This window comes from Azospirillum sp. A26, from assembly GCF_042604635.1.
GTDB classification, from domain to species: Bacteria; Pseudomonadota; Alphaproteobacteria; order Azospirillales; family Azospirillaceae; genus Azospirillum; species Azospirillum palustre.
On record NZ_CP170473.1, the window covers coordinates 558,099 to 578,219 of the forward strand.

Genomic DNA, 20,121 nt, shown 5'->3' on the forward strand with positions numbered 1-20,121 from the left:
GGAGGCGGTTGGACCCGCCTCCCTCTTCTCAATAGGGCCGGTCGCCCAGCACGGTGGCGCGGTGCATGATGCGCCGGTGCGGTGAATAATCGTTCACCGCATAGTGCTGGGTCGAGCGGTTGTCCCACAGCACCAGATCGTCCTCCTTCCAGCGCCAGCGCACGGTGAATTCCGGGCGGCTGATGTGGTCGTACAGGAACTCAAGGATCGCGGCGCTTTCCCGGTCGCTCAGCCCGACGATGCGGGAGGTGAAGTTCTCGTTCACGAACAGCGCCTTGGCCCCGCTGACCGGATGGGTGCGGATGACCGGATGCACCACCGCCGGATGCTTGTCGCGCGCCGTCTTCCAGCGGGCATGGGTCTCGGGATCGCCGTTGTGCCGCCATTCCGGGAAGGAGCGGGTGAAGTCGTGCAGCGCCTTCAACGGCTCCAGCAGGCGGCGGATCGGTTCGGACAGGCCGTTGTAGGCGGCGATGTTGCTGGCCCACACCGTGTCGCCGCCAATGGGCGGGATCAGCTTGCCGGACAGGGCGACGATGGCCGGCGGCGTTTCGATGCAGGTGACGTCGGTGTGCCAGACGTCGTTGTCGGTCGGGTTGTGCGGCCCGGTGTCCAGCACCATGATCTCCGGCTGCTCCGGCACCTTCGGATAGATCGGATGGACGTGCAACTGGCCGAAGCGGGCGGCGAAGTCGCGCTGCGCCCGCGGCGTCAGCGGCTGGTTTTCGAAGAACAGAACCTGATGGGCGACCAGCGCCCGCTCCAGCGCCGCCGCCTCGCTGTCGGACAGCGGACGGGAGAGATCGATTCCCTCCACCCGCGCCCCGATGGCGGGGCTGACGGGCGTGACGGTCAGGGCGGACAAGGCGATGTCTGGCATGGCGGTTCCCCAATCTTCTTGTATGGCGGTTTTTGGAATTCCGGCGGCCGGCTGTCCTCAGGACTTGCCCTTCCACGGCACCAGCCACGCTTCCAGCAGGCGCATTCCGTAGGAAAAGGCGAAGGCGAAGACCGCGATGATGCCGATGCCGACGAAGACCACGTCGGTGGCGAGGAAATGCGAGGCGGACATGATCATGAAGCCGATGCCGCGGGTGGCAGCGATCAGTTCCGCCGCGACCAGCGTGCTCCAGCCGACGCCGATGCCGATGCGCAGGCCGGTCAGGATTTCCGGCAGGGCGCTGGGCAGCACGATGGCGCGGAACAGCTGCCAGCGGCTGGCCCCCAACGACAGGGCGGCGTTCACCCGTTCGATCGGCAGCGCCCGCACCCCGGCCTGCGCCGACAGGCAGACCGGCGCGAACATCGCCAGCGTCAGCAGGACGATCTTCGACACCTCGCCGATGCCGAGCCAGATGATCATCAGCGGCAGATAGGCCAGCGGCGGCAACGGCCAGTAGAACTCGATGGGCGTGTCGAACACCCCCTTGGCCCAGCGGTTCAACCCCATCGCCAGCCCCAGCGGGATGCCGAGCGAGGCGGCGATGACGGCGGCGGAGAAGATGCGGAACAGGCTGGCCGACACATGCTCCCACAGGGTGGCGCCGGCATAGCCGTCCTCGAAGATCGCCAGGAACTGGGTCGCCACCTCCTGCGGGGTCGGCAGGAACAGCGGCGGCACCAGCCGGTAATGGGTCACCAGGAACCATGCCGCCAGCAGCAGCAGGGCGGTGGCGAGGCTGATCGGGCCGGTGCGCGCACCGTCCAGCCCGAAGGGGTGGAGCCGGACGATTTTCGGCCGGTCAGCGGGGCCGATGACTTGGTCGCCGGGTCGGGCAAGGTCGGTCATTGCAGCACCGTCCGGCGGGAGTCCGCCTCGGCATGCGGGCGATGCACCAGGGACCGGATCTCGTCATAGAGATCGGCGAACTCCGGGGCCGACAGGATGGCGCGCACGTCGCGCCCGGCGGCGAAGCGGCGGACGAAATCCAGATCGAAACGGGCGACGATCCGGCCGGGGCGCGGCGACATCACCACCACAGTGGTGCCAAGGAACAGCGCTTCCTCGATGGAATGGGTGATGAAGAAGATGCGCTTGCCGGTGCGCGCCCAGACATCGATCAGCAGTTCCTGCATCTGCTCACGGGTCAGGCTGTCGAGCGCGCCGAACGGCTCGTCCATCAGCAGGATCTTCGGGTCGCTCGCCAGCGCGCGGGCGATGCCGACGCGCTGGCGCATGCCGCCCGACAGCTCGTGCGGGAAAGCGTCGGCGAAGCCTTCCAGCCCGACCAGCCCCAGCAGCTCCTCCGCCCGCTCGCGCCGCTCCCTGGCGGGAACTCCGGCGAAACGCAGGCCGAGCGCCACATTGTCGGCTACGCTGCTCCAAGGTAGCAAGGTGTCCTTCTGGAACACCACGCCGCGGTCGGCGCCGGGGCTGGCGACCGGTTGGCCGTCCAGCGTGATCGATCCCTCCGACAGGGGCAGGAAGCCGGCGATGGCGTTCAGCAGCGTCGATTTCCCGCAGCCCGAAGCCCCCAGTGCCACGACGATGCTGTTGGCGTCGATGTCGAGCGACGCGCGGTCCAGCGCATGCACCACCCGGCCGTCGCGGGCGGAGAAGAAGACGCTGGCGTTGCGGACCTGGAGCATGGGCGCTCTCCCGTCGGCGGTTAACTTGGCGGGCGGCTGGTTTAGCGGACGTCCTTGACGTAATCGGCGGTGACGAAGCCGCCGTAGCTGGGCAGCACGGTGGTGATCTTCTTCTGCTCCTTCAGGAACTCCGCCGTGTCCTTCAGGATCTTAGCGGCACCGCTTCCCTCGCCGCCGGCCAGCCAGGCGGTGGAGGCCTGCACCTCCGCCGGGACCAGCGACAGGTTGGTCAGCGCCGACGCCTGATCGGAGGGCGTGCCGCCCAGCAGCTTCGCCAGCGTCTTCGCGTTCTCCGAATCCGGTCCCCAGGCCGCCTTGTCGTTGCGGAAGGAGGCGCTGTAGCGCTCGATGGTGCCGGCGAAGTTCTTGAGGAAGGCGGGATTGTCCTTGGCGAAGGCGGCGGTCGCCACCCAGGCGCTGAAGGTCGGGGCGCCGCGGTCGGCCACCTCGCGCGAGGTCAGCAGCACCTTGCCGGTCTTCTTCAACTCGGTCAGGGCGGGATCCCAGACGAAGGCGCCGTCTAGGTCGCCGCGGTTCCAGGCGGCGACGATGTCCGGCTGCGGGATGGCGAAGACCTGGGCGTCGCGTTCCGTCAGCTTCTCCTGCTTCAGCACGGCGAGCAGCTGGTAGTGGTCGGTCGAGACCGGGGCGGCGGCCAGCTTCTTGCCCTTCAGGTCCGACGGCTTTTCGATGCCGGAGCCGTTGCGCACCACCAGCGCCTCGTCGGTGCCGGAGATGGTCGCGAGGTGGAAGGCCTTCACGTCCAGCCCGCGGCTGACCGCGGCGGCGAAGGGGCTGGATCCGACATAGCCGACCTGCACGTCGCCTGAGGCGATGGCGGCGAAGATCTCGGCACCCGAGTTGAACTTGCGGAAGTCGATCTCGATGCCGGTCGCCTTGGCGAAATCGCCGTTGGCGATGGCGACCGAGGAGGGCAGCGCGTCGGTCTGATAGCCGACCACGACCTTGCCGGACGCGGCTTCGGCGATGGTGGAAGCGGCAAAGGGGACGACCGCCGCCAGCGCGGCAGAGAGGAGAATGTGCAGAGTGGGCTTCATCGTCGTTTCCCCCGTCACGGTGTGAATGCCGGCCTGCGAGCGCCGGAAATCCGAATGTCCGTGAACCTTAAGGCGACGCTCGCGCCGTTGTCACCATAAAATCTACATCTCTACAGGGAAATAGTTTATAAACACAAAAATTAGATGTTTAATTTTGTCGGCGGTGCACTCCGGATCGGACGGGACACTGGATTTTCCCACCATCGGCTGGCCAAGAGCGGTACCGATGTCGCTGAAAATATCGGTCGATACGAAGCTGACGCTTGACCTCGGCATTTTTTCCCACTTTCCTATAGACAATAAGATATTTGAACAGGTTCCATCTGTTGTATCTGGCAGCCGATGGGACGCGCCACGCTCGAAACAACCTCACAAGGAGTTCCGCCATGCAGGGTTTGAGTGATTTCGACCGGATGGTGATGGCGTCCCTCTGCCCTTCGGGCACACTGGTTCTGCCGCTCCTGCCGCCCAACGGGCAGATGGCAGACCCGGCGGAAGGAATCCGAGGCGATGAGCGTCCGAACCGCGGCCTGCTTCCCCTCGGCCTCGGCATCGTCTCGGCCATTCTCCTGGCATCGCTGGCGGCGCTGGCCTGATGCACAGCGCGATCCGCAAGACCGAAAAGTACAACGCACCGCCAGCATGTGTGGTCGTGACCCAATCCCCTGACGGAGCCCGCACCCATGCCGGATACCCGTAATCCAGTCGCCGAACAGCTGCCCGATGACATTGCCCAGGCCGCGGCCGACCGCCTGTTCCTCAGCGCCCGCACGCCGCAAAGCTGGTCCGACCGGCCGGTCCCGGTGGAGACGCTGCATCGCCTCTACGAACTGGTCCGGCTGGCACCGACCGCCTTCAACGGCAGCCCGGCGCGCTTCGTCTTCCTGACCATGCCGGAAGCGAAGGAGCGGCTGCGGCCAGCCTTGAGCCGCGGCAACCAGTCCAAGCTGGCGGCCGGCGCCATCGCCATCGTCGCCTACGACCGCCGCTTCTTCGAACATCTGCCGGCGCTCAGCCCGCATTACGACCCCTCGCCGATGTTCGTCGACGAGCCGTCGCTGGCCGAGACCACGGCCTTCCGCAATGGGTCGCTCCAGGCCGGCTACCTGATCCTGGCCGCCCGGCTGCTGGGTCTGGATGCCGGGCCGATGTCCGGCTTCGATGCCGAAGCGGTGGATGCGGAATTCTTCGCCGACGGCCGGCTGCGCACCAACCTGCTGGTGGCGCTGGGCCATGCCGACGGCCCGCCGTCGCGCCCGCGCGCCCCGCGGCTGGACGCGTCGAAGGCGGTGGTGATCCTTTGAGCCCAACGCCGTAGCGGCCGGCAAATCCCGGCCGAACGGGAGATCGATCATGAGCGTGAACGACACGGCCGCCGCCCTGCCGGCGGCCAACGGCGGAGCCTTGCCAATCGGCGGCGGCCTGCCGTCCAACCTCCTCCTGCGGTTTTCCACCGCCGCCCTGCTGTGGTTCGCCGCCTCCGGGGTGACGGCCCTGTGGCCAGATGCCGCCGATGCCCAGGAATGGGAGCGGACCGGCGAGTTCGCCAGCCTGCTAGTGGTCGCCGCCGGGCTGCTGGTGCTGGCCGCCCTGCTGGCCGCGGCGATCCGCCCGGCGCCGCGCAGCCGACTGGAAGCCGCCATCGGCAGCCTGTCGGCGTCCGTTCCCTGGCTGATCGCCCTGGCTCTGGGCGTCACCGGCTGGGAAATCCTGACCGCCAAGCTCAATCTGCTGCCGCGGCCCTTCTTCGTCCCGCCGCAGGCGCTGCTGGAGGTCTATCTCGACGACTGGCCGCGGCTGCTCGACTGCTTCGCCGCGTCGCTGAGGTTGCTGGTCACCGGCTATGCCGTGGGTTCGATCCTTGGCGTGGTGACCGGCGTCGCCGTCGGCTGGTCGCGCGCGGTCGGCTATTGGGTGCATCCGGTTCTGCGGCTGATCGGCCCGCTGCCAGCCACCGCGTGGCTGCCCATCGCCTTCTTCGCCTTTCCGACCAGCTGGAGCGCCAGCGTCTTCCTGATCGCGCTGGCCAGCGGCGTGCCGGTGACCGTCCTCACCTGGTCCGGCGTGGCCGGGGTCAACAGCGCCTATTACGACATCGCCCGCACGCTGGGCGCCTCGCCGCGCTTCCTGGTGCTGAAGGTCGCCGTCCCGGCGGCGATGCCGCATGTCTTCGTCGGGCTGTTCATGGGGCTAGGCGCCTCCTTCGCCGTCCTGGTGGTGGCGGAGATGCTGGGCGTGAAGTCCGGGGTCGGCTGGTACCTGCAATGGGCTCAGGGTTGGGCCGCCTACGGCAACATGTACGCGGCCCTGCTGGTGATGGCGCTGCTCTGCTCCGGTCTGGTGACGCTGCTGTTCCGCGTCCGCGACCGCCTGCTCGCTTGGCAGAAGGGAATGCTCAAATGGTAGCGCTCGAAAACGCCGACACTGCCGGCATGACCGCTGGCATGACCATTGACGTGCAGGCGGTCAGCCACAGCTTCGAACTGCATGGATCTCCGCTGCCGGTGCTGGACGGGGTGGAACTGCGGGTGGAGCCGGGCGAGCTGGTCGCCCTGCTGGGTCCGAGCGGCTGCGGCAAGTCCACCCTGCTGCGGCTGGTCGCCGGGCTGGAACCGCCCAGCCGCGGCAGCATCCTGGCCAACGGCCGCCCCATCGACGGTCCCGACCCGTCGCGCGTCGTCGTCTTCCAGGACCCGACGCTCTATCCCTGGCGCACCGTGCGCGACAATGTCGCCCTGGGTCTGGAGGCACGCGGCCTGCTGCGCTCGCAAGGGCATCGGATCGACAAGGCGCTGGCCCTGGTCGGGCTGACCGGCTTCGAGAAGGCCTATCCGCACCAGCTGTCGGGCGGCATGGCCCAGCGCGCGGCGCTGGCCCGCGCCCTGGTCAACGACCCCCGCCTGCTGATCCTCGACGAACCGCTGGGCAAGCTGGACAGCTTGACCCGCCTCGCCATGCAGAGCGAACTGGTCGAGCTGTGGCGCAGCAGCGGCTTCACCGGCCTGCTGGTCACCCACGACATAGAGGAGGCGCTGTTCATGGCGACCCGCGTGATCGTGTTCAGCGGCCGCCCGGCCCGCATCAAGGCCGACCTGCCCATCGACCGTCCCTATCCCCGCCACCGCGGCGATCCGGTCCTGACCGAGCTTCGGCACCGCATTCTCGAACTGCTCGGCCTTGCCGAGACCTGGTGAGGACACCCGACCATGCCCGAAAGCCTCCCACCCGATACCGCCACCCCCAATTTGGAACGCCTGCGCGGCTTCATCGCCGACTTCACCCGGCTGGTGGAGCGGCATGGCGACGACGAGCCCGCCGTGCTCGATGCCGGCCGCGCCCTGCTGGCCGGGCTGATCGCCGTCGACGACTGGCTGCCCGACGCCTATGCCCAGCCCGACCCGGTGCAGTATCGCCAGTATCTGCTGCATTGCGACCCGTACGAGCGCTTCTCCGTCGTCAGCTTCGTTTGGGGACCGGGGCAGCGCACACCGATCCACGACCATACCGTCTGGGGCCTCGTCGGCATCCTGCGCGGGGCGGAGCGGTCGCAACGCTACGACCTCCAGCCGCAGGGCGGCCCGCCCGTCGCCTCGCCGCCCGAAATCCTGAAGGCCGGGTCGGTCGAGGCGGTGTCGCCCCGCATCGGCGATGTCCATGCGATCGCCAACGCGCTGGCTGACCGGCCGTCCATCAGCATCCACGTCTATGGCGGCAACATCGGCGCCGTCCGGCGCTCGGTGTTCGACCCGCTGACCGGCCAGCGCAAGCCCTTCATCTCCGGCTACGCCAACAGCGCCCTGCCCAACCTGTGGGACCGCTCGCAACCCGTCCCCCACGCCGCCTGAGGATCCGTCACCGCCATGACCGCAGCAGTCACCGCAACCGCCCCGCTCGCCACCCGCCGCCCCGCCGACATCCGCCGCGCCTGGATCGAGCGCGACGAGGTCGCCCTGCTCGACGCGCGGGAGGAAGGGCCCTATTCGCTGTCCCACCCGCTCTTCGCCGTTTCCGTCCCGCTGAGCCGCGTCGAGCTGCTGGCCTACGACCTGCTGCCGCGGCGCGACGTGCCGATCACCGTCTATGACGATGGCGAGGGCTATGCCGAGCCGGCCGCCCGCCGGCTCCAGTCGCTGGGCTACGGCGACGTGACCCTGCTGGAGGGTGGCTTGGCCGGCTGGATCGCCGCCGGCTTCGAGGTCTACCGGGACGTGAATGTGCCGAGCAAAGCCTTCGGCGAGTGGGTCGAGCACCATCGCCACACCCCCTCGCTGCCGGCCGCGGAGGTCAAGGCGCTGATCGACGCCAAGGCCGATCTGGTCATTCTCGACGCCCGCCGATTCGAGGAATACCGCACCATGTCGATCCCCGGCGGCATCAGCGTGCCGGGGGCCGAGCTGGTCAAGCGCGTCCACGACATCGCCCCCAACCCCGAGACGCTGGTGGTGGTCAACTGCGCCGGCCGCACGCGGTCGATCATCGGCACCCAGTCGCTGGTCAATGCCGGCATCCCCAACCGGGTCGCCGCCCTGCGCAACGGCACCATCGGCTGGACGCTGGCCGGGCTGACGCTGGACAGCGGACGCGAGGGCCGCTTCCCGGAGGTCTCGGCCAAGGGCGACGCCGCCGGCCGCCGGGCGGCGCGGGCGGTCGCCGACCGGGCCGGCGTCGGCCGGATCGATGCGAAGACGCTCGACCGTTTCCGCGGCGACGAGCGCCGGACGCTCCATCTCTTCGACGTGCGCACGCCGGAGGAGTATGAGGCCGGCCACCTGCCGGGCTTCCGCCATGCCGCCGGCGGCCAGCTGGTCCAGGCGACCGACGAGTATGTCGGGGTGCGCGGCGCCCGCATCGTCCTGGCCGACGATCCCGCCGGCGGCGGCGGTCCGCGCGCCGACATGACCGCCTCCTGGCTGTCGCAGCTCGGCTGGGAGGTGCATGTGCTGGAGGGCGACGTGTCCGCTCTGGGCAGCGAGGGCGGCCCCGACCGCCGCCGCCTGCCGCCGGAACCGGAGGTGGGGGCCGAAACCATCGCACCGCGCGACCTTCTGGCCCTGCTGGAAAATGGCGAAGCGGCGGTGATCGACATCACCCGCAGCCCGCGCTACCGCGCCGGCCACATTCCGGGGGCGTATTTCTCCACCCGCGCCCGGCTGGCCGGCACCATCGCGTTTCTGCCCAAGGCGGTCCGGCCGGTGCTGACCTGCGGCGATGGCACACTGACCCGCTATGCCGCCGCCGATTTCATCCTTTCCCATTTGTCTAACGACCGGCGTCCGCTTCTGCTGGCGGGCGGCACCAAGGGCTGGGTCGCCGCCGGGCTGCCGCTCAGCACGGACCTCGACCGGCTGGGGGGCGAACCCGACGACGTCTACAAGCGCCCCTACGAGGGCACCGACAACAGTGCCGCCGCCATGCAGCGCTACATCGACTGGGAGCTTGAACTGGTCGATCAGCTGAAGCGCGACGGCGCCCACAATTTCCGCGTCATCTGACGGAGCCCGCCATGACCATGCTTTCCCATCCGCTCCGCCAGCTCAGCCGCCGCCATGTTCTCGGCCTCGGTGTCGGCGCGCTCGCTGCCGGGCTCGCGCCCCTGCGGCCGGCGAATGCTGCCATTCCCGCCGGCACCGTGCTGAAGGTCGGCGACCAGAAGGGCGGCGTCCAGTCGGTGATCGAGGCGGCCGGGCTTCTGGCCGACCTGCCCTACCGCATCGAATGGAGCCAGTTCCCGGCCGCCGCCCCCTTGCTGGAGGCGCTGAATGCCGGCGCCATCGAGGTCGGATATGCCGGCGACGCGCCGACCACCTTCGCACTGGCCGCCGGCACCACGGCCAAGATCATCGGCGCCGTCCGCTCCAACCCGCAGAGCACCACCATCCTGGTGCCGGGTTCCTCCCCCATCCGCAGGGTCGCCGACCTGAAGGGCAAGACCATCGGCACCGGACGCGGCTCCATCGGCCACTACCTCGTGCTGGCGGCGCTGAAGGCGAACGGGCTGAAACCCGACGACGTGAAGATCGCCTTCCTGCTGCCGTCGGACGCCAAATCGGCGCTGGCCGCCGGCTCCATCGACGCCTGGTCGACCTGGGGCATCTATGTGTCGCAGGCGCTGCTGGTGGATGGCGCCCGCGCGGTCGTCACCGGCACCGGCCTGATGAGCGGCCTTTCCTATCAATCCGCCACGCTGGAGGCGATATCCACCAAGCGCGAGGCGCTGACCGACCTGATCCGCCGCTTTGCCGCCGCCCGGCTGTGGGCGCTGGAGAACAGCGACGCCTATGCCGGCATCTGGGCCAGGACGGTCGGCGTCGATCCCGCCATCGCCCGCCACACCTTCGGCGTCGAGCGGGCGCGGCCGGTCGCCATCGACGCCTCGGTCATCGCCGACCAGCAGGCGACGTCCGACGTCTGGCGCGAGTTCGGCATCATTCCCAAGCGGCTGGACGCGGCGGCGATCTTCGATCCCGGCTTCAACAGCGCGCTGCCGGCCTGACGGCGGCGATCCGCAGGAAGGCGATGCGGGATGGCGATGTTTCCGACCAACCTCGACATGGATGTGCTGCGGGCGCTGGTGATCGCCATGGAGCATGGCGGTTTCGCCCGCGCCGCCGAACGGCTGGGCCGGACCCAATCGGCGATCAGCCTGCAGATGAAGAAACTGGAGGAGCAGGTCGGCCAGCCGCTGTTCCGCAAGGCCGGCCGCACGGTGGCGCTGACCGATGCCGGCGACCTGCTGCTCGGCTATGCCCGCCGCATCGTCGCGCTCAACGACGAGGCGCTGTCGGCGGCCCGCGGCCGGGCGATGGACGGCACCGTCCGGGTCGGCTTTCCCCAGGATCTGGCGGAACGCTGGCTGCCATCCGTGCTCGGCTCCTTCCACCGCGCCCATCCCCGCATCCATGTCGAGGCCCAGGTCGGCCGCGGGCGCGAGCTGCGCGAGCGGGTGGCGCAGGGGGCGCTCGACCTCGCCCTGGCTTTCGGCGAGATCGGCGGCGAGTCCGCAAAGACGACGACCGGGGCGGCCACCCTGGCCCATTTGCCGGTCGCCTGGGTGGCACCGGACGGCTTTCGCGCCGACTGGAAAAGCCCCTTGCCGCTGGCCCTGCTCGACGCGCCCTGCATGTTCCGCCAGCATGGCATCGAGCGGCTGGACGGCGGCGGGCGCCCGTGGCGCATCACCTTCACCAGTCCCAGCCTGTCCGGCCTGTGGGCGGCGGTGGAAGCCGGGCTGGGCGTCACCATCCGCACGCCCCTCGGCCTGCCCGACACGCTGGCGCCCCTTGAGCCGCATCATGACCTGCCGGAATTGGGGTCGGTCCCGCTGGAGTTGCATCGCGCGCCGTCCGCCGCCAATCCGGCGGTCGACCGCCTGCACGGGATTCTGGCGGACTCGCTGGCCGTGGTCCTGCGCAACGCGGGCGCCCATTAACAACACAAATTTTACGTTACTTAAGTTTTTCTCAACATTGTAGTTTGTGTTTTTTGTTTTTCCTATTCACGCAATAGGAATAGTCTTTCTCCCGTAGCCACCGCAACAGACCGGCAACGGGAGGAACCATGACGGCAGCCACCGCGACCCGAGGGATAGGAAGCCGATCCCCGAGATGGACGCTTCCGGCAGGCCTGCGCCGCTGTGCGGTGCCGCTGGCTCTGCTGGTCCTTTGGCAGGCCAGCGTCGGGCTAGGCTGGATTTCCACCCGCACCATCCCCTCGCCCAGCCAGATCCTGGCCGCCTTCTGGGACCTGACGGTCAGCGGCGAACTGGCGGTACATCTGCTGGTCTCGCTCGGCCGGGTCAGCGCCGGGCTCGCCATCGGCGTGTCGGCCGGCACCGTCTGCGCGCTGATCGCCGGCCTGTCGCGGCGGGGGGAGGACGCGCTGGACGCGCTCCTGCAAATGCTGCGCACCCTGCCCCATCTGGCGCTGGTGCCGCTGTTCATCCTGTGGTTCGGCATCGGCGAGACGCCGAAGATCGCGCTCGTCGCGCTCGGCACCGCCTTCCCGATCTACCTGAACCTGTTCGCCGGCATCCGCACCGTCGACGCCAAGGTGGTGGAGGCGGTCTCCACCCTCGGGCTGACCCGATGGGAGATGATCGCCCAGGTCATTCTGCCCGGCGCCCTGCCCGCCTTCCTGACCGGCCTGCGCTATGCGCTCGGCGTGGCGTGGCTCAGCCTCGTGGTGGGCGAACAAATCAACGCCTCCAGCGGCATCGGTTATCTGGCGATGACGGCGCGGGAGTTCCTGCGCACCGACGTGATCATCGTCGCCCTGATCGTCTACGCCATCCTCGGCCTGCTCGCCGACCTGATCGTCCGCGTCATCGAACGCAGGGCACTGGTCTGGCGTCCGGCCTTCATCAAGGAGTGACCCTCCATGAGCCACGCCCTTTCCCGGTTCGCCGCCTCCCAACCCACAATCGGCAAGCCCGTCGTCAGCGTCCAAGGCCTCGTCCGCAACTTCGGCAACGGCAATGTGCTGGACGGCCTGTCGCTCGACCTTCAGCCGGGCTCCTTCACCGCGCTGCTCGGCCGCTCCGGCTGCGGCAAGTCCACGCTGCTGCGCACCCTGGCGAAGCTGGACCCGGCGCCGGAGGGCAGCGTGCAGCTACCGGAGGAGCGCGCCGTGGTGTTCCAGGAGCCGCGGCTGGTGCCCTGGATGCGGGTGCTCCGCAACGTAACGCTGGGCCTGCGCCGTCCCGACGCCGAAGCCCGCGGCCTCGCGGCCCTGGCGGAGGTCGGGCTGTCCCACCGCGCCCGTGCCTGGCCGCTGACGCTGTCGGGCGGCGAGGCGCAGCGGGCGGCGCTGGCCCGCGCCCTGGTCCGCGAACCGCGCCTGCTGCTGCTCGACGAGCCTTTCGCGGCGCTGGACGCCCTGACCCGGATGCGCATGCAAGGTCTGGTGGAGACGCTGTGGCGCGCCCATGCCCCCGCCGTCCTGCTGGTGACCCATGACGTGGACGAGGCGCTGCTGCTGGCCGACCGCGCCGTGGTGATGGCGGACGGCAAGATCGCCGCCGACATCCCGATCCCGCTTACCCGCCCCCGCCGCCACGGCGACCCCGGTTTCATCGCGCTGCGCTCCCGCCTGCTGGCCGAGCTTGGCGTCGACGAGGAGCATCTGGCCGCACGGGAACCGCAGCGCACCGACGCCACGGCAGCCGACACCAGGACAGCCGGTGCAAGGCCTGGCGGCTACGGTCTGCCCGCCGGTGCCGCCGCAGCGCCCAGCCTCTGACCCTCGACGCCGACGGACCCGCCGCCATGACGACCGATATTCTCCGCCTCCCCTCCACCCCGTTCGGCCGCCGCAGCCTGTTGCGCGGAGCCTGCGGCGCCCTGGCGCTGGGCACCCTGCCCGGCCTTGCGCAGGCCGCCTCCGGCCCGGCCTCTGAAACCGTCCTGCGCATCGCCGACTACAAGGCGCTGGACGGGCTGGCGCTGGACGCGTCCGGCAATGCCGGGTCCAGCTTCCGGTCGCAGTTCGCCGAGTTCGCGTCGGGCAACCTGATCGTCGAGGCGATCAATGCCGGTTCCATCGACGTCGGCTCCAGCAGCGAGATCCCGCCCGCCTTCGGCATCGCCGCCGGTGCCCGCCTGTCCATCGTCGCCGTGGTCAAGGACGACGTGAACTGGCAGGTCGTGCTGGTGCCGCCCGGCAGCCCGATCCAGTCGGTCGCCGATCTGAAGGGCAGGCGTGTCGGCTATGTCCGCGCCACCACCACCCAGTATTATCTCGCCAGGATGCTGGGCGAGGCCGGGCTGCGCTTCACCGACATCCAGGCGATCAGCCTGACCCCGTCGGAGGGACAGGCCGCCTTCGAGCAGGGCGCGCTCGATGCCTGGGCGATCTACGGCTACTCGGTGCCCTTCGCCATCAAGAAGGGCGCGCGGGTCCTCGTCACCTCCAACGGCTACCTGTCGGGCAACTACCTGTATCTCGCCTCGCCCGACGCGCTGGCCGATCCGGGCAAGTCCGCCGCCATCGGCGACTATTTCCTGCGGTTGCGCCGCGCCTTCGCCTGGCGCGCCGCCAATCTGGAGCGCTGGGCTCAGGTCCATTCCACCGCCATCGGCGTGCCGGTCGAAACCGACCTGGAAATCCTGCGCAAGAATTCCCGCCAGCGCGATCTGGCGCCGATCGCCGATGCCGACATCGCTTCGGCCCAGAACGTCGCCGACACCTTCCACCAGTTAGGCGTCCTGCCGAAGCGCATCGACATTGCCCCGGCCTTCGACCGCCGCTTCACCGACATCCTGTCGCGTCCGCTCAGCTGAGCCCTATCAGCGGGTTGCCGCCACCCTGAACCCTCGCCAGCCATAAACAAGGGGACCATCGTCATGACCGCCACCCACAGCACGTCGGCCCATCCGCTCCGCTTCGTCGGCTTCGTCGGCAACCACAATGCGTCGGAGATCATCCCGCGCCAGGGTCCGGTGGTGGACCGCGACTACATCGAGACGGTCGCCAAGGCCCATGAGCTTGGCGGCTTCGATTCGGTGCTCCAGGCCTTCCATGCCGATGCGCCGGACAGCCTTCAGGTCAGCCAGCACATCACCGGCGTCACCGACCGGCTGGGCGTGCTGATCGCCCACCGCCCCGGCTTCCAGGCGCCGACCATCCTCGCCCGCCAGCTTGCTACGCTCGACCAGCTGAGCCGCGGCCGCGTCGCCATCAACGTCATCACCGGCGCAGAGCGCAGCGAGCTTGCCCGCGACGGCAACATTGTGGAGGACAAGGACGACCGCTACGCCCGCACGTCCGAGTTCCTCGACATCGTCCGCGCCGAATGGACCAGCGACAAGCCCTTCGACTATCAGGGCCGCTTTTATCAGGTCGAGAAGGCCTTTTCGCAGGTGAAGCCCTACAACGCCTCGGGCATCCCGGTGTGGATCGCCGGCGCCTCCGCCGCAGCCGTCGAGGTGGCGGGACGCCATGCCGACACCTATGCGGTGTGGGGGGAGACCCACGATCAGGTGCGCGAGTTGCTGGCCCGCGTGCGTGCCGCCGTCGCCAAGGCGGGCCGTCCGCAGCCGGCCTTCAGCCTGTCGTTGCGCCCGATCCTGGCGGAGACCGAGGACGCTGCCTGGGCCAAGGCCGAGGCCATCTATGAGAAGGCCAAGGCGCTGCTGGAGAAGACCGGCTTCACCCGCGGCGACCTGCCGAACAACGAGGGCGCCCGCCGCCTGCTCGCCATCGCCGACAAGGGCCACCGCCACGACAAGCGCCTGTGGACCGCCATCGCCGCCCTGACCGGGGCGAAGGGCAACTCCACCTCGCTGGTCGGTACGCCGGATCAGGTCGCCGACGCCCTGCTCGACTATTACGACCTCGGCGTCACCACCTTCCTGATCCGCGGCTTCGACCCGCTGCCCGATGCCATCGCCTATGGCCGCGACCTGCTGCCGCGCGTCCGCCAGCTGGTGGCCGAACGCCAGCGCGCCCAGACCGTCGCGGCGGAGTGAGGCATCGTGCCAGCGCGGTCTCCGGTCATCCTCAACCAGCTTGGCCCCGTTGTGGGGGAGCGCATCGCCGCCCACCCCTCCCGGCCCACGGTGCTGGTGCATGAGGCCGGCCGCTCGCCGTGGCAGGTTCCGGCCGGGGTCGAGGTCCTGCTGACCCGTCCGTTGATCGGCTGGGAGGCGGCCCCCGCCGCCCCTCCCCCCGGCTGGGGCAACGGCTTGCGCTGGATCCAGTCGGCCTCTACGGGCATGGACTTCTACCCGCCCTGGCTGCTCGACGGCGCCCCGGTGGTCACCTGCGCCCGCGGCGTGTCGGCGGTCGCCATCGCCGACTACGTGATGACGGCGATCCTGAGCGTCGAGAAGCGGTGGGACACCATCCGCCTCACCGGACCGGAGGACTGGCGGCGCGAGACGCTGGGCAGCCTGTCCGGCAAGCGGCTGGGGCTGGCCGGCTTCGGCGCCATCGGCCGGGCGGTGACCGAGCGAGCGCTCGCTTTCGGGATGACCATCGGAGCGGTGCGCCGCTCCGGCTGGGCCGAACCGGAACCGGGCGTCGAACCGTTCGACCGGCTGGAGGATCTGGCGGCGGTCAGCGACCATCTGGTACTCGCCCTGCCGCTGACCGCCGCCACCCGCGGGCTGATGAGCGCCGGCCTGCTGGCACAGGCCAAGAAGGGGCTGCATCTGGTCAACGTCGCCCGCGGCGCGCTGGTCGATCAGGACGCCCTGCTCGCCGCCATCGACAGCGGCCGGATCGCCAACGCCACACTGGACGTGACCGATCCCGAACCGCTGCCTGCCGGCCATCCCTTCTACCGCCATCCCGCGATCCGGCTAACGCCGCATGTCTCTTGGTCCGCCCCGGACTTCGACCGGCGGCTGGCCGACCGCATCCTCGCCAACCTCGACGCCTACGCGCACGGCGAACCGCTGCGCGACGTGGTGGACGCCGCCACCGGCTACTGATCCCTTTCCCGACGGAGCCCCCGCCCGATGACCCACATCCAGCCCAGCCCCCTTGGATCCGAAAGGCGCAAGTTCTGGCCGCCGGTCGATCCCGTCAGTTACACCAGCGTCGAGGAGGAGCGGCAGCACCGCAAGCAGCGGCTTGCCGCCACCTTCCGCCTGTTCGGCCGCTATGGCTTCGACCAGGGACTGGCCGGCCATGTCACCGCCCGCGATCCGGAGCATCCCGACCGCTTCTGGATCAACCCGCTGGGCCAGCATTTCCGCACCATCCGGGTGTCGGACCTGCATCTGGTCGACGGCGATGGCACCATCCTGCACGGCGACCGCGCCATCAATCAGGCCGGCTTCACCATCCATTCCGCCATTCACCGGGCGCGTCCCGACGTGGTGGCCGCCGCCCACACCCATTCGACCTACGGCAAGGCATGGTCGGCGCTCGGCCAGCCGCTGGCACCGCTGAGCCAGGATGCGGCGGCCTTCTATGAGGATCAGGTGATCTTCGACCCCTATTCCGGCGTCGTCCTGACCGAGGGCGAGGGCAAGCGGCTGGTGGAGGCACTGGGCGACCGGAAGCTGGCGATCCTGAAGAACCACGGCCTGCTGACCGTCGGCCCGACGGTGGAAGCCGCCGCGTGGTGGTTCATCAGCGCCGATAACTCCGCCCATACCCAGCTGCTGGCCGAGGCCGCCGGCCGGCCCCAGCCCATCGACCATGACACGGCCCTGCTGACCCGCTCCCAGGTCGGCACCCACCAGGGCGGCGCCTACAACTTCCACCCGCTGTGGGAGTGGATCGTGGCGGCCGAACCCGACCTGCTCGACTGACCCTGTCCAGTCCCCCCTTTCGCGAAAGCACAAGAACGATGACCGCGAACTCGACCCTTTCCCTGGCCCACCGCCCCTTGGCCCGCCGCACCCTGATCGCCGCCGGCGCCGTCACCCTCGCCGCCCCCTTCGTTCTGCGCCGCCGGGCGGTGGCGGCGGAACCGCTCCGCCTGTCGTGGAACGCGGGGGCCGTCTGCTTTTCGGCCGTGCCGCTGGCCTTCCAGCTCGACCTGTTCAAGAAGCACGGGCTGGAGGTCGAGCTGGTCAACTTCACCGGCTCCACTGACCAGCTGCTGGAGGCCATCGCCACCGGCAAGGCCGATGCCGGCGTCGGCATGGCGCTGCGCTGGCTGAAGCCGCTGGAGCAGGGCTTTGACGTGAAGATCTCCGCCGGCCTGCATGGCGGCTGCATGCGGCTGTTCGGAGCCAAGGCGGCCGGGGTGAAGACGGTGCTCGACCTGCCGGGCAAGGTGATCGGCGTCAGCGACATGGCCAGCCCGTCGAAGAACTTCTTCTCGGTCGTGCTGACCAAGTTCGGCCTCGACCCCAACAAGGACGTCGAGTGGCGCCAGTTCCCCGCCGACCTGCTCGGGCTGGCGGTGGAGAAGGGGGAAATCCACGCCATCGCCGACGGTGACCCGCTGGTGTGGAGCCAGACCAAGAACCCGCAGATGGTGGAGATCACCAACAACGTCTGCGGCGAGTTCGCCACCCGCACCTGCTGCCTCGTCGGCGTGCGCGGCAGCCTGCTGCGCGACAACCGCCCGGCGGCCAAGGCGCTGACCGCCGCCCTGATCGAGGCGCAGCACGCGGCATACGCCGACCTGCGCGCCGCCGCCGCGGCCTATGCACCCTTCGCCCCGAAATTCCCGGTGGAGGAACTGGAGGCGATGCTGCGCAGCCACGCCCACAACGTCACCCCCATCGGCGACGAGCTGCGCCAGCAGCTGGCGCTCTACACCGACGAGCTGAAGAGCGTGTCGGTCATCAAGCGTTCGACCGACAGCCAGCGCTTCGCCGGGCGCATCACGGTCGACCTCGCCTGATCCTTTCCTTTGCAGCGGAGCCGCCCTGCCATGCCCTTTGATGACCTGCCCTTCCCCGCTGCCTCCTTCGGCGAGGCCGGCCCCGCCCCGGTGGTCGATCCGTCGCTCATCGCCGCGCTGTCGGCGGAGTTCGCGCTGCGCGCCGCCGAGCATGACGCCGCCGCCAGCTTCCCCTTCGAGAATTTCGAGCGGCTGGCGGCGGCGGGGCTTTCGGCTCTGGTCACCCCGGAAGCGGCCGGCGGCAAGGGCGGCGGGCTGGGCGACGCGCTGGCGGTGGTGAACGGGATCGCCACCGGGGAGCCGTCCACCGCACTGGTCCTGGTGCTGCAATATGTCATCCACAACCAGCTCTGGCGCGGGTCCGCCTGGCCGGAGGCGCTGCGTGAGCGTATCGCCCGCTCCGCCGCGACCGATGGCGCGCTGATCAACATCCTGCGGGTGGAGCCGGAGTTGGGCACGCCGCACCGCGGCGGGCTGCCGGCGACGGTGGCGCGCAAGGTGCCTGGCGGCTGGCGCATCTCCGGCACCAAGATCTACTCCACCGGCATTCCGGCGCTGTCCTGGCTCGGCGTCTGGGCCCGCACCGACGATGCGGAACCGCTGGTCGGCACCTGGGTGGTCCCGCGCGGCGCCGGCCTGACCGAACAGGGGATCGAGGTGCGGGAGACCTGGAACCACATCGGCATGCGGGCCAGCGGCAGCCACGAGGTGGTGTTCCACGACGTCTTCGTTCCCGACGACCATGCCGGCGAATTGCGCCCGCCCGCCGGCTGGGCCGCCCCCGATGCGGTCGCCACCGCCTGGATGGCCGCCCTGTTCAGCGGCGTCTATGACGGCATCGCCCGCTCCGCCCGCGATTGGCTGGTCGGCTTCCTGCACACCCGCAAGCCGACGGGGCTCAACGGTGCGTCGCTCGCCACCGTCCCCCGCCTGCAAGAGGCCCTGGGCGGAATCGAGGCGCTTCTGCTGACCAACCGCATCCTTCTGCGCTCCCTGTCGGCGGCGGTGGACGGCGGCGCGCCACCGTCGCAGAGCGATGCCCTGCTTGTGAAATACACGGTGACCGACAACGCCATCGACGCGGTGGCGCGCGCGCTGGAGATCACCGGCAATCCCGGCCTGTCGCGCGACAACCCGCTGGAGCGCCATCACCGCGATGTCCTGTGCGCCCGCGTCCACGCCCCGCAGAACGACATGATCCTGACCGGCGCCGGGCGCGCCGCCCTGTCACGGTGAGCGGCAAGCCGTCATTGCAGCGCGTAGCGAACGGGAAGCGTGATGTCGATCTGGGCGCGGCCCATCCCGGAAGGGATCGGCGGAAGCGGAGACGCACGCTGGATCATCTCTTCCGCGGCCCGATCGAGACTGCCGTGCCCCGACCCCTGGACGACCGCCCAGCCCGTAATGGTGCCGTCGGCGACGATGGTGAAGCGGACCAGCACGGTGCCTTCCTCCCGCCTCAGGCGCGCGGCCTGCGGATAGATCTTGTGACGGACCAGCCTTGCCTGGATCGTGCCGAAGTAATCGGCCGCCTGCCTGTCGGCGTTGGCAGGCGGGTCCGAGGGTGGCGCCGAAACCGCCGCCGTCGCGGCTGGCTGGGTCGCCGGTGCGGATGACGCCTGCGCCACCGGCTGCGCGGCGCGCCCGGACCTGTCCGTCGGGGGGAGTGCCGCCGGCAGGGCCTTGACAGGAGACGGGGTACGCTGCGGGGGGGCGGGCGATGGCCGGCGTGCCGGAATCGGCGGCCGGACGGGCAGCGGCGTCTCCTCCTTGAGCGGCTCTGCCGGGACCGGCGCGGATGGCTCCGCGACCGGTGTGTCGGCGACCGGCGGCATCGGGGCATCGGAAGGCGGCTCCTGTTCCGGCTCCGATTCCCGTTGCTGCGGCGGCTCGGACGCAGGGTCCGGAATAGGCTCCGGCCGGGCGTCGTCCTCCGCGTCCATGACGCTTTCCCCAACCGGCTCCGACGGCGGTTCTGCCGCGGCCGCGACGAAGGAAAGCTCCACCGCGATCACCGCCGGCAGGGGAGCCGGCGGTGATTGCACACCGACCGCAAGGGCGATCACTCCCGCGTGCAAGGCGAGCGACAATGGCAGGCTCCACCGCGCTGCCCCGCTCCGGGCGGCCGATGGAACAGGGGCCGTTTCCGCAGCGAGACGGGGCAAGGCG

The 20,121-nt window shown here is 69.7% G+C and carries 21 protein-coding genes; 16 read left to right on the plus strand and 5 right to left on the minus strand.

Annotation, left to right across the window (positions count from 1 at the left end):
• Nucleotides 1–28: 28 nt before the first annotated feature.
• From tauD to tauA, 4 genes are read right to left on the minus strand one after another with little or no spacing between them, the layout of a single operon-like run.
• A complete protein-coding gene (gene tauD, locus ABNQ39_RS16965) occupies nucleotides 29–880 on the minus strand; it encodes a taurine dioxygenase (RefSeq protein WP_376961934.1) in 852 nt (283 codons plus the stop codon).
• A 57-nt stretch (nucleotides 881–937) separates the two neighbouring features.
• Nucleotides 938–1,789 (minus strand): ABC transporter permease subunit, encoded by an 852-nt coding sequence (locus ABNQ39_RS16970; RefSeq protein ID WP_376961936.1) that lies wholly within the window; start codon nucleotides 1,787–1,789, stop codon nucleotides 938–940.
• Nucleotides 1,786–2,589, minus strand: a complete 804-nt coding sequence (locus ABNQ39_RS16975; protein ID WP_376961938.1) for a taurine ABC transporter ATP-binding protein — start codon at nucleotides 2,587–2,589, stop codon at nucleotides 1,786–1,788. Before ABNQ39_RS16975 ends, ABNQ39_RS16970 begins: the two co-directional genes overlap by 4 nt.
• A gap of 41 nt (nucleotides 2,590–2,630) precedes the next feature.
• The gene (tauA, locus tag ABNQ39_RS16980; RefSeq protein ID WP_376961940.1) at nucleotides 2,631–3,647 is read right to left on the minus strand and encodes a taurine ABC transporter substrate-binding protein; all 1,017 of its coding nucleotides are present in this window, start codon (nucleotides 3,645–3,647) and stop codon (nucleotides 2,631–2,633) included.
• Nucleotides 3,648–4,033: 386 nt separating this feature from the next.
• Here tauA and ABNQ39_RS16985 point away from each other — a divergent pair, with 386 nt between their 5' ends.
• The 16 genes from ABNQ39_RS16985 (at nucleotide 4,034) to ABNQ39_RS17060 (ending at nucleotide 19,188) form a co-directional block, all read left to right on the plus strand.
• The gene (locus ABNQ39_RS16985; RefSeq protein ID WP_376961942.1) at nucleotides 4,034–4,243 is read left to right on the plus strand and encodes a hypothetical protein; all 210 of its coding nucleotides are present in this window, start codon (nucleotides 4,034–4,036) and stop codon (nucleotides 4,241–4,243) included.
• Nucleotides 4,244–4,330: 87 nt separating this feature from the next.
• Nucleotides 4,331–4,951 carry a malonic semialdehyde reductase gene (locus ABNQ39_RS16990; protein ID WP_376961944.1) on the plus strand — a complete coding sequence of 207 codons (621 nt, stop codon included), beginning with the start codon at nucleotides 4,331–4,333 and terminating at the stop codon, nucleotides 4,949–4,951.
• A 49-nt stretch (nucleotides 4,952–5,000) separates the two neighbouring features.
• Nucleotides 5,001–6,053: an ABC transporter permease gene (locus ABNQ39_RS16995; RefSeq protein WP_376961946.1), complete on the plus strand. Its 1,053-nt coding sequence runs from the start codon at nucleotides 5,001–5,003 to the stop codon at nucleotides 6,051–6,053.
• On the plus strand, nucleotides 6,047–6,841 hold the full coding sequence (locus ABNQ39_RS17000; protein ID WP_376961948.1) for an ABC transporter ATP-binding protein: 795 nt from the start codon (nucleotides 6,047–6,049) through the stop codon (nucleotides 6,839–6,841). The genes ABNQ39_RS16995 and ABNQ39_RS17000 overlap by 7 nt, the downstream gene beginning before the upstream one ends.
• Before the next feature lie 12 nt (nucleotides 6,842–6,853).
• Entirely contained in the window at nucleotides 6,854–7,492 is a 639-nt protein-coding gene (locus ABNQ39_RS17005) for a cysteine dioxygenase (RefSeq protein ID WP_376961950.1), read from the plus strand.
• A 15-nt stretch (nucleotides 7,493–7,507) separates the two neighbouring features.
• Nucleotides 7,508–9,139 (plus strand): rhodanese-like domain-containing protein, encoded by a 1,632-nt coding sequence (locus ABNQ39_RS17010; protein ID WP_376961952.1) that lies wholly within the window; start codon nucleotides 7,508–7,510, stop codon nucleotides 9,137–9,139.
• Between the two features lie 11 nt (nucleotides 9,140–9,150).
• Entirely contained in the window at nucleotides 9,151–10,140 is a 990-nt protein-coding gene (locus ABNQ39_RS17015) for an ABC transporter substrate-binding protein (RefSeq protein ID WP_376961954.1), read from the plus strand.
• A 30-nt stretch (nucleotides 10,141–10,170) separates the two neighbouring features.
• Nucleotides 10,171–11,076: a LysR substrate-binding domain-containing protein gene (locus ABNQ39_RS17020; RefSeq protein ID WP_376961956.1), complete on the plus strand. Its 906-nt coding sequence runs from the start codon at nucleotides 10,171–10,173 to the stop codon at nucleotides 11,074–11,076.
• A gap of 128 nt (nucleotides 11,077–11,204) precedes the next feature.
• Nucleotides 11,205–12,017, plus strand: coding sequence for an ABC transporter permease subunit (locus ABNQ39_RS17025; RefSeq protein ID WP_376961958.1), 813 nt, complete (start codon nucleotides 11,205–11,207; stop codon nucleotides 12,015–12,017).
• Nucleotides 12,018–12,023: 6 nt separating this feature from the next.
• Nucleotides 12,024–12,884 carry an ABC transporter ATP-binding protein gene (locus tag ABNQ39_RS17030; protein WP_376961960.1) on the plus strand — a complete coding sequence of 287 codons (861 nt, stop codon included), beginning with the start codon at nucleotides 12,024–12,026 and terminating at the stop codon, nucleotides 12,882–12,884.
• A 26-nt stretch (nucleotides 12,885–12,910) separates the two neighbouring features.
• Nucleotides 12,911–13,924 (plus strand): ABC transporter substrate-binding protein, encoded by a 1,014-nt coding sequence (locus ABNQ39_RS17035; RefSeq protein ID WP_376961962.1) that lies wholly within the window; start codon nucleotides 12,911–12,913, stop codon nucleotides 13,922–13,924.
• 63 nt (nucleotides 13,925–13,987) lie between these two features.
• The gene (locus ABNQ39_RS17040; protein WP_376961964.1) at nucleotides 13,988–15,112 is read left to right on the plus strand and encodes an LLM class flavin-dependent oxidoreductase; all 1,125 of its coding nucleotides are present in this window, start codon (nucleotides 13,988–13,990) and stop codon (nucleotides 15,110–15,112) included.
• A gap of 6 nt (nucleotides 15,113–15,118) precedes the next feature.
• Nucleotides 15,119–16,078: a D-isomer specific 2-hydroxyacid dehydrogenase family protein gene (locus ABNQ39_RS17045; protein WP_376961966.1), complete on the plus strand. Its 960-nt coding sequence runs from the start codon at nucleotides 15,119–15,121 to the stop codon at nucleotides 16,076–16,078.
• Between the two features lie 27 nt (nucleotides 16,079–16,105).
• Complete coding sequence (locus ABNQ39_RS17050; protein ID WP_376961968.1) at nucleotides 16,106–16,906, plus strand: class II aldolase/adducin family protein; 801 nt, start codon at nucleotides 16,106–16,108, stop codon at nucleotides 16,904–16,906.
• 38 nt (nucleotides 16,907–16,944) lie between these two features.
• Entirely contained in the window at nucleotides 16,945–17,952 is a 1,008-nt protein-coding gene (locus ABNQ39_RS17055; protein ID WP_376961970.1) for an ABC transporter substrate-binding protein, read from the plus strand.
• Between the two features lie 30 nt (nucleotides 17,953–17,982).
• Nucleotides 17,983–19,188, plus strand: a complete 1,206-nt coding sequence (locus ABNQ39_RS17060; RefSeq protein WP_376961972.1) for an acyl-CoA dehydrogenase family protein — start codon at nucleotides 17,983–17,985, stop codon at nucleotides 19,186–19,188.
• A gap of 11 nt (nucleotides 19,189–19,199) precedes the next feature.
• Here the strand turns inward: ABNQ39_RS17060 and ABNQ39_RS17065 are convergent, their stop codons facing one another.
• On the minus strand, nucleotides 19,200–20,042 hold the full coding sequence (locus ABNQ39_RS17065; protein WP_376961974.1) for an energy transducer TonB: 843 nt from the start codon (nucleotides 20,040–20,042) through the stop codon (nucleotides 19,200–19,202).
• Nucleotides 20,043–20,121: the final 79 nt, after the last annotated feature.